The sequence below is a fragment of the Frankia sp. CeCAU1 genome (assembly GCF_977971845.1).
In genome coordinates, this window is sequence record NZ_CDWWXA010000162.1 from 1 (window position 1) to 8,901 (window position 8,901).

Here is an 8,901-nt window from a genome sequence, read left to right on the forward strand (position 1 = left end):
ACTCTCGCGTTCGGTGGCCTGCTTCTCTTCGGCGGGCGCGCCGGCGACATCCTGGGTCGTCGGCGGGTCTTCCTGGGCGGTGTGCTGCTGTTCACCGTGGCCTCGCTGATCGGCGGCCTGGCCAACAGCAACGAGCTGCTGCTGGCCGCCCGGGCCGCACAGGGCGCCGACGCCGCCTTCGCGGCTCCAGGAACGCTGGCCCTCATCGCGACCACCTTCGAGGAGGGGCCCGCCCGGACCCGGGCGCTCGGCGTCTACGGCGCGGTCTCCGGCTCGGGCGCGGCCATCGGCCTGGTGCTCGGCGGCGTGCTGACCGACTGGCTTTCCTGGCGCTGGGTGATGTTCGTCAACGTCCCCTTCGGTGTCCTCATCCTGCTCCTGGTCCCCGTCTACGTCGCGGAGACCCCCCGCGCCCGCGCACGCTTCGACCTCATCGGCGCGTTGGCCTCCACCATCGGCATGGTCCTGCTGGTGTACGGCTTCATCCGCGCCGCCGCGGACGGCTGGGGCGACAGTCTGGCGCTGGGTGCCTTCGCGGTGGCCGTGGTGCTGCTGGCCGGTTTCGTGGTGTGGGAGCGGCGGGCTCGTCAGCCCATCCGGCCGCTGAGCTTGTTCGCCAACCGAGACCGCTCCATCATGTTCGTCGGCATGCTGCTGCTGTCCGGCACGCTGACCGGCATGTTCTTCTTCCTGACCCAGTTCGTCCAGGAGGTGCTCGACTTCAGCCCGCTGCGGGCCGGATTCGCCTTCGTGCCCGTCGCGATCTCCCTGATGGTCGCTGCCGGCGTCGTGACCAAGCAGCTCGCCACGGTGGGGCCGAAGACATTCATGCTCGCCGGTATCGTCCTGGTCGGGGCCGGAATGGCCTGGCTGGCCCAGATCAGCGCCGACAGCGGCTATGCCGGCGGGCTGCTCGGTCCGATGGTGTTGTTCGGCGTCGGCGTCGGCTTCTTCACCGTCCCACTGACTGTGGTCGTCGTTTCCGGCGTGCCGCCGCACGAGTCGGGCGCCGCCTCCAGCGCACTCAACGCCATGCAGCAGGTCGGCGGTTCCCTGGGCCTAGCGGTGCTGGTCACCATCTTCGTCAACGCCTCCCGCGATGCCGCCAGTGACCCGCCGGCCGGGCTCAACCCACAGGGCATCGCCGACTACGCACTCGCTGAGGGCAACTCCATCGCGTTCTGGGCGGCGACCGTCCTGGCCGTCCTGACCTTCCTCGCCGTGCTGCTGGTACGGGCCGCGCCCGCCGGGCCGCCGCCGACGGCGTCCGTCCCGGGGCCGGACGCCGACGGCGCGGGTACCGAAGCCGGCGTCGATGGCCAGGCGGTTTCATCCGCTCCGGCTTCGGCGGTTCCGCCCGCGGCCTCCCGGTAACGACCGCGCCCCATCCACGAAAGTCGGACGGCCCCCGCTCGATGCGGGGGCCGTCCGTCGTGCTGGGGCGAGGCGCCGGCTACACCGCCGGTGGCCCGACCAGGGCCGGGCTGCCGAGCCAGGTGGTGAGGGCGTCACGCAGCTGGGGGTCGGCGCGGTCATGGCCTGCATAGGCGATGTGGCCATCGGGACGGATGAGCAGGATGGTCGCGTCGAGCCCGGGGACAGGCTGGGCGGAGACGGCGCGCAGACGGTCCTGCCAGGCGGCGGTGTCGGGCGCGGGGGTGGCGGGGTCGAGGTGAAGCAGCACGCTCCTGCCCTCGTGCAGGGTCTCGGCGATGCTCGCCGGGCCCCCGTCCGTCACCAGCGGCGCGTCCAGAACCGGCGAGCCGACGAGCGAGGTCGACCCGCCCGCCTCCGGCGGTGTCGGATACCGCGTGTCCAGACCGCTGACGGCGGCCGCGAGGTAGGCGTTCACGCTGCCCAGCCCCAGTAGCTCGCCGAACAGCTCGCGCAGCGGGCCCACCCGCTCGGGCGGGTACATCAGCGCCAGCTGCGCCTGGGTGACCGCGCGGATCCGGTGGCCCACCGGGTGCCGTTCGTCGTGGTAGCTGTCCAGCAGGCCGTCCGGCGCCCAGCCCCGCACCGCGGCGGCCAGCTTCCACCCCAGGTTCACCGCGTCCTGCAGCGCCGCGTTCAGCGCCAGCCCGCCCAGCGGGTAGTGCAGGTGCGCCGCGTCGCCGGCCAGGAACACCCGGCCGAGGCGGTACTGCCCCGCAAGCCGGGTGGCGTTGCCGAACCGCGACCGCCACTGAGGTGGTTCCCTTTCTACTACACAGGTGTCCGAGAAACGGGGCTCACCTCAATCCCCCGGCGGACATCGCGGCCCCGGGAACCGACCGATAGTCGGCGAACACGGTGGGCCGGTCAGGTGGCCGGTCAGGTGGCCGAGGTCTGCGCGAGCAGCCCCTCGAGCGCCGGGCCCACGATCCGCTTGAACATCCGTCGGGTCCGGGTCCGGTCCAGCATGCCGACCTCCAGGTTGGCGGCCGCGAGGACCCGCTCGCCGTTCTGCGGCAGGCCCGGGGGCACCCCGACGGTCAGGGCCTGCACCGCGACGCGCAGCGCCTCGGCGAGCGGCTGGCCGTCCCGGTGATGCTCCTTCAGCGACGTCGTGACCTGCTCGGAGGCGCCACCGATCGCGACGAAACCCCGCTCGTCGGCGATCGACCCGTCATAGGTCAGCCGGTAGATCTGGTCGTCGGCGATCGAGGTGCCGACCTCGGCGACGACGATCTCGACCTCGTAGGGCTTGACGCTCTCGCTGAAGATCGCACCGAGGGTCTGCGCGTAGGCGTTGGCGAGCGCGCGGCTGGTCACGTCACGCCGGTCGTACATGTAGCCACGCGAGTCCATGAGGCGGATGCCCGCCGTCCGCAGGTTCTCGAACTCGTTGTACTTGCCGACCGCGGCGAACGCGATGCGGTCGTAGATCTCACTGATCTTGTGCAGGGTCGCCGACGGATTCTCGGCGACGAACAGGATCCCGTTCTCGTAGGTGAGGACGACGACGCTGCGACCCCGCGCGATGCCCTTGCGCGCGTACTCGGACTTGTCGCGGACCTGCTGTTCGGGGCTCGCGTATCCGAACGGCATGGTCACGTCAGCCTCCCGAGTTCGTCGAACGGTCCGCGATGATGGCCGTCACCACCGGTTCTATCTCATCGTCGGCATAGCGACGGTAGCCGTCCGCCGTCACGACCGCGACGATCGGGTACAGCTTGCGGACTACGTCCGGCCCGCCGGTCGCCGAGTCGTCGTCGGCGGCGTCGTAGAGGGCCTCGACGCTGATCCGGACGGCGTCGTCCTGGCTGAGATCGGACCGGAACCGCTTCTTCAGCGAACCCTTCGCGAACACCGAGCCCGAACCGATCGACTCGTACGTGCGTTCCTCCGACTTCGCCGCCGCAATGTCGTAGGAGAAGATCCGCCCTTTGCCCGTGTCGAGGTCGTACCCGGCGAACAGCGGGACGACGGCGAGGCCCTGCAGGGCCATCGGCAGGTTCCCCTTGACCATGGCCGCCAGCCGATTGGCCTTCGCGTCCAGGCTCAGTGTCGACCCCTCGATCTTCTCGTAGTGCTCCAGCTCCACCTGGAACAGCCGGATCAGCTCGGCGCCGACCCCGGCGGTGCCGGCATACCCCACACAGGAGTAGTCGTCGGCGTGATGGACCTTCTCGGCGTCCCGCTGAGCGATCATGTGCCCCTGTGTCGCGCGCCGGTCACCGGCCATGATCACGCCACCGGGAAACGCCACCGCCACGATCGTCGTGCCGTGCGCCACCTCGGTGACCGGCCCCGGCAGGCCACTCCGGGCCCCCGGCAGCAGGTGCGGCGCCGACCGCGACAGGAAATCGGCGAACGACGATGTTCCCGGCGTCATGAACACAGCCGGTAGGCGCCCGGCGGCCCCCAATGGATCAGCCACGCATCCCCCTTCCGATAGTCGGTCACGTGGGCCGCGCGCCCGGGGCGTCCCCGAGGCTCCCGGCCCGACGTTACAGATGAAGCACAACATAGGGCTATCGCCCCCGAAGCTGGCGGGCAGGCCGGTCGAACGGGTCGGCCGGGAAGGCGGTCACGGCCGCGCGTGCGGCCCGCCGACCTGCACCGGGGCACGCGGGCGGTGCGGCGCCGGACCCCCGCGGAACGCGGCCTCACCCGGCGGCGTCGACCCCGCCAGAGCTACCACCGCCGGGCGTCATCCACGGCGCCCGATACCGCCGGCTACCAGACCGCCGGCTACCAGACGGCCGCTACTGGCCGCCCTTCTGGACATAGCCCTTCACGAACTCCTCGGCGTTCTCCTCCAGGACGTCGTCGATCTCATCGAGCAGGGAATCGACGTCCTCGGACAGCTTCTCGTGCCGCTCCTTGAGGTCGGAGGCACTCGTGTCCTCGGTCGCGACGTCGTCGATCTCCTCCGCCCGACGGTCCGCGCGTTGCTGCCCGCCGCCGCTGTCCCTGGTGGCCATGAAGCCCTCCTTCGATCGCCTGGCGCGACACTATCCCGCCCCACCGACACCATCCGTTCGATCGGTGAGAGGTCCACTCCATCACGAACCGGCCGCTACGTCGCGACGTCCGCCCAGGGCGCAACGTGAACCTCCTGCCAGGGATCGGCGCCGGCTCTCCCGACCGGGATCGGCGCCGGCTTTCAGCGGCCGGCGAGCGCGTCCACCAGATCACTCGCCGTGGGGCAGCGGGTGAGCAGCTCGCCCACGTGCGCCTTCGTGCCGCGCAGCGGCTCCAGCGTCGGCACCCGCTGCAACGAGTCCCGACCGATGTCGAAGATGACCGAGTCCCAGGACGCAGCGGCGACCTGCTGCGGGTAGAGCGCGAGGCAGCGGCCCCGGAAGAAGGCGCGGGTGTCCTCAGGAGGCTCGGTCATCGCCCGGGTGACCTCCTCCTCGCTGACGACGAGATCGAACCGGCCCCGGGCCACCAGGCGGTTGTAGAGGCCCTTGTCCGGACGGACGTCGTGGTACTGCAGGTCGACGAGCTCCAGCCGCGGCGAGTCCCAGGCCAGGCCGTCCCGCGACCGGTAGCCCTCCAGGATCGACAGCTTCGCGACCCAGTCAAGCTCGCGGACGCAGCTCATCGGGTCGACCTCGAGGCGGCCGAGGATCGACTCCCAGCGGGAGAGCACGTCGGCGGTCTGGCTGTCGACGTCGGCACCGAACCGGTCCTCGACGTACTTGCGGGCCTGCTCGAAGTACTCCATCTGCAGCTGCACCGCGGTCATCCGACGACCGTCGCGCAGAGTAACCAGATGCTTGAGGGAGGGATCGTGCGAGATCGCCCGCAGCGCCGCCACGGGCCCGTCCACCGACAGGTCCGCGGTGAACCAGCCGTCCTCGATCATCGAGAGGACCAGGGAGGTCGTTCCCACCTTCAGGTAGGTGGCGACCTCGCTCATGTTCGCGTCGCCGATGATGACGTGCAGCCTGCGGTACTTCTCCGGGTCGGCGTGCGGCTCGTCCCGGGTGTTGATGATGGGCCGCTTCAGCGTGGTCTCGAGCCCCACCTCGACCTCAAAGAAGTCGGCCCGCTGGCTGATCTGGAACCCCGGCTCCCGGCCGTCGACGCCGATCCCGACCCGCCCGGCCCCGCAGACGACCTGACGGGAGACGAAGAACGGGGTGAGGTTACGGACGATCTCCCCGAAGGGCGTCGACCGTGCCATCAGGTAGTTCTCATGGCATCCGTACGAGACGCCCTTGTTGTCGGTGTTGTTCTTGTAGAGGTAGACCGGCTTGGAGCCGGGCACGGACAACGCCCGGCGGGCGGCCTCGGCCATCACCCGCTCCCCGGCCTTGTCCCACAGCACGGCGTCGCGAGGGTTGGTGACCTCGGGCGAGGAGAACTCCGGGTGCGCATGATCGACGTAGAGCCGCGCCCCGCTGGTCAGGATGACGTTGGCCAAGCCGAGATCGTCCTCGTTGGCCGGGGCGCTCGGATCGACCGCCGGCTCGCGGGGCAGTTCGAAGCCCCGGGCGTCGCGCAGCGGTGACTCCTCCTCGAAGTCCCATCGGGCGCGGCTGCCCGGCGCCGACGTTCGACTGGCATACGAGTTCACCACCAACGACGAAGCCGACATCTGATTGGTGTTCGGCTGACCGGGCACCGATACGCCGTACTCGGTCTCGATCCCCATGATCCGACGCGCGCTCACTCTGCAAGCGTAGGTGCTACACGGGCGGTCGGTTAGCCGGACGTCTGCCTTGTTTGCTCTGGGCCGCTCGGGATGACACGTCCGCAGCCACGCCTATCGTCAGAATTCGGTGGCGACACGGTAGTCCGACCGACCGGCGTCCACCGCGGATGCGGGCGGGAGGATACACCCAGGGGTGCCAGTGCCGCGATGCCCAACGCAACGCCGCGATGCCACCCAGAGCACCGCCACCCAGAGCACCGCCGTGACCCCGGGGCCGAGTGACCCCGGGGTCACGGCGGTGGCACGTGTCCCGCCGTTGGGCGGGACACGGGACCCGAGCCCCTTACAGATACCAGCCGTTACAGGTAATACTGCGGCCGTTACAGGTACTGGCCGGTGTTCGCGATCGTGTCGATCGAACGGCCGGCCTCGGTACCCTTCGTTCCGGTGACGAGCGTGCGGATGTAGACGATCCGCTCGCCCTTCTTCCCGGAGATCCGGGCCCAGTCGTCCGGGTTGGTCGTGTTCGGGAGGTCCTCGTTCTCCTTGAACTCGTCCATGCAGGCTGCGAGCAGGTACTGCATGCGCAGCCCCTTCTGCCCGCCCTCGATGTGCTCCTTGACCGCCATCTTCTTGGCCCGGGCGACGATGTTCTCGATCATCGCGCCGGAGTTGAAGTCCTTGAAGTACAGGACCTCCTTGTCGCCGTTGGCGTAGGTCACCTCGAGGAAACGGTTCTCCTCGCTCTCCGCGTACATCCGCTCGACCACGCGCTGGATCATGGCCTGAACGGTCGCCTCCCGGTTACCGCCGAACTCGGCCAGGTCATCCGGGTAGAGCGGCAGCTCCGGCACGACGTACTTGGCGAAGATGTCCCGAGCCGCCTCGGCATCGGGCCGCTCCACCTTGATCTTCACGTCGAGCCGACCCGGCCGCAGGATCGCCGGATCAATCATGTCCTCGCGGTTGGACGCGCCGATCACGATGACGTTCTCGAGCTGCTCGACGCCGTCGATCTCGCTGAGCAGCTGCGGGACGATCGTGTTCTCCACGTCCGAGGACACCCCCGAGCCACGGGTCCGGAAGATCGAGTCCATCTCGTCGAAGAACACGATCACCGGCATTCCCTCGGACGCCTTCTCACGCGCCCGCTGGAACACCAGCCGGATCTGCCGCTCGGTCTCGCCGACGAACTTGTTGAGCAGCTCGGGACCCTTGATATTCAGGAAGAACGCCCGACCGGTGCCCTGGCCGCCGGTCTTCGCCTCGACCTTCTTGGCCAGCGAATTGGCGACCGCCTTGGCGATCAGCGTCTTGCCGCAGCCGGGCGGGCCGTAGAGCAGCACACCCTTCGGTGGCTTGAGCTGATGCTCCCGGTAGAGCTCCTTGTACAGGAACGGCAGCTCGACCGAGTCCCGGATCGACTCGATCTGGCTCTTCAGGCCGCCGATCTGTTCGTAACCGATGTCGGGAACCTCTTCGAGGACGAGCTCCTCGACCTCGGACTTGGGAATCCGCTCGAAGGCGTAGCCGGAACGGGACTCGATCAACAACGAGTCCCCGGACCGGATCGGTCCATCGAGAAGCGGCTGGGCCAGCATGACCACCCGCTCCTCGTCGGTGTGACCGAGCACCAGCGCCCGGTCCCCGCCCTCGAGGACCTCTTTGAGTAGGACGATCTCACCCTGCCGCTCGAACGCGCGCGTCTCGACCACGTTCAGCGCCTCGTTGAGCATGACCTCCTGGCCGGGCAAGAGATCACTGATGTTGACGCTCGGCGACACGGTCACCCGGAGCTTTCTGCCCTGAGTGAACACGTCGACGGTGCCGTCGTCGTAGGAGGAGACGAAGATCCCGTAGCCGCTGGGCGGCTGCGCGAGCCTGTCGACCTCCTCCTTCAGGGTGACGATCTGGTCTCGCGCCTCGCGGAGAGTCGCGACGAGCCTGTCGTTCTGTCCCGTGACAGCCGACAACTCCGCCTGGATCTCCGCGAGCCGTTCCTCCAGCACCCTGAGCTGCCTGGGCGATTCGGACAACTTACGCCGCAGCATGGCCACTTCCTCTTCCAGGAAGGCGACCTGCGTCGTGAGCTCGTGTGTTTCCTTCTCGTACGCCGACCGCCGTGATTCGGCATCACCTGGACGACCCGTGCTCCTATCGGAGCCAGAGCCCGAACGGGGACCGGACACTGCGCCTCCACCTCCCCCGTGCTGACCGGGACGCACCCACACTACCGTTGTGACCGCCGCTGGCAGGCCGGTCGGGCAAGGACGATCCAGCTTTGCCGTAAACAGCGGGTTACGGTGCCATGCTGACAGAAGATCGGAGCCCTGTGGCAACTCCAGCGAAGCCGGGCGTTTCGGCAGACCTGCGGGTGCGGGTCGACCAGGATGCCTGCACCGGCGACGGTCTGTGCGCGCAACTCGCTCCCGCCGTCTTCGAGTTCGACGTCGACGGTCTGGCCTACGTCAAGGACAGCGCGGGCGAGCTGCAGACGCAGCCCGGCGCCTACGTCCCGGTGCCGCTGCCGCTCGTCGACGCGGTGGTCGACGCGGCCGACGAGTGTCCGGGGACGTGCATCTACGTGGAACGCCCCGACGGCACGCTGGAGGCCGGCGGGCCCGTCGGCTGACGATGGGCCCGCCCGGCCGGCACACTCGCGACCACGGCCTGCCCCATGGGACCACATGGGAATGGCCTGCCCCATGGGACCCCATGGGATACGTCACATCGGCTGGATCGTCGCCGACCCTGGGTCGGCGTCCCGGGGCCGCTCGGTCTCGGACCTGGGCTCGGGGGCGGTCCCGGGG

The 8,901-nt window shown here is 69.2% G+C and carries 8 protein-coding genes and 1 pseudogene; 2 read left to right on the forward strand and 7 right to left on the reverse strand.

What is annotated here, in order from left to right; all coding sequences use genetic code 11:
- Positions 1–1,374, forward strand: a 1,374-nt coding sequence (locus AC08OO_RS20480) for an MFS transporter (protein ID WP_476618928.1), incomplete at its 5' end; no start/stop codon positions are given.
- Positions 1,375–1,453: 79 nt separating this feature from the next.
- Here AC08OO_RS20480 and AC08OO_RS20485 read toward each other — a convergent pair.
- The 7 genes and pseudogenes from AC08OO_RS20485 to arc form a co-directional block, all read right to left on the reverse strand.
- Entirely contained in the window at positions 1,454–1,918 is a 465-nt protein-coding gene (locus AC08OO_RS20485) for an aromatic-ring hydroxylase C-terminal domain-containing protein (protein ID WP_476618929.1), read from the reverse strand.
- Between the two features lie 90 nt (positions 1,919–2,008).
- Positions 2,009–2,134 (reverse strand): annotated as a pseudogene (locus AC08OO_RS20490) (FAD-dependent monooxygenase); the annotation flags it as partial.
- A gap of 179 nt (positions 2,135–2,313) precedes the next feature.
- Positions 2,314–3,036 (reverse strand): proteasome subunit alpha, encoded by a 723-nt coding sequence (gene prcA / locus AC08OO_RS20495; protein ID WP_023841072.1) that lies wholly within the window; start codon positions 3,034–3,036, stop codon positions 2,314–2,316.
- Position 3,037: 1 nt separating this feature from the next.
- Positions 3,038–3,862: a proteasome subunit beta gene (prcB, locus tag AC08OO_RS20500; protein ID WP_476611367.1), complete on the reverse strand. Its 825-nt coding sequence runs from the start codon at positions 3,860–3,862 to the stop codon at positions 3,038–3,040.
- Between the two features lie 328 nt (positions 3,863–4,190).
- Positions 4,191–4,409: a ubiquitin-like protein Pup gene (locus tag AC08OO_RS20505; RefSeq protein ID WP_011437025.1), complete on the reverse strand. Its 219-nt coding sequence runs from the start codon at positions 4,407–4,409 to the stop codon at positions 4,191–4,193.
- A 182-nt stretch (positions 4,410–4,591) separates the two neighbouring features.
- Entirely contained in the window at positions 4,592–6,109 is a 1,518-nt protein-coding gene (gene dop, locus AC08OO_RS20510) for a depupylase/deamidase Dop (RefSeq protein ID WP_476607071.1), read from the reverse strand.
- A gap of 362 nt (positions 6,110–6,471) precedes the next feature.
- Positions 6,472–8,280 carry a proteasome ATPase gene (gene arc, locus AC08OO_RS20515; RefSeq protein ID WP_476607070.1) on the reverse strand — a complete coding sequence of 603 codons (1,809 nt, stop codon included), beginning with the start codon at positions 8,278–8,280 and terminating at the stop codon, positions 6,472–6,474.
- A gap of 119 nt (positions 8,281–8,399) precedes the next feature.
- Between arc and AC08OO_RS20520 the strand changes: the two genes are divergently transcribed.
- The gene (locus AC08OO_RS20520; RefSeq protein ID WP_011437028.1) at positions 8,400–8,723 is read left to right on the forward strand and encodes a ferredoxin; all 324 of its coding nucleotides are present in this window, start codon (positions 8,400–8,402) and stop codon (positions 8,721–8,723) included.
- Positions 8,724–8,901: the final 178 nt, after the last annotated feature.

Bases quoted from the DNA above. Each gene is read 5' to 3' on its own strand.
- AC08OO_RS20505 (WP_011437025.1), bottom strand. From the start codon at position 4,409: ATGGCCACCAGGGACAGCGGCGGCGGGCAGCAACGCGCGGACCGTCGG.
- AC08OO_RS20485 (WP_476618929.1), bottom strand. From the start codon at position 1,918: ATGTACCCGCCCGAGCGGGTGGGCCCGCTGCGCGAGCTGTTCGGCGAG.
- AC08OO_RS20520 (WP_011437028.1), top strand. From the start codon at position 8,400: ATGCTGACAGAAGATCGGAGCCCTGTGGCAACTCCAGCGAAGCCGGGC.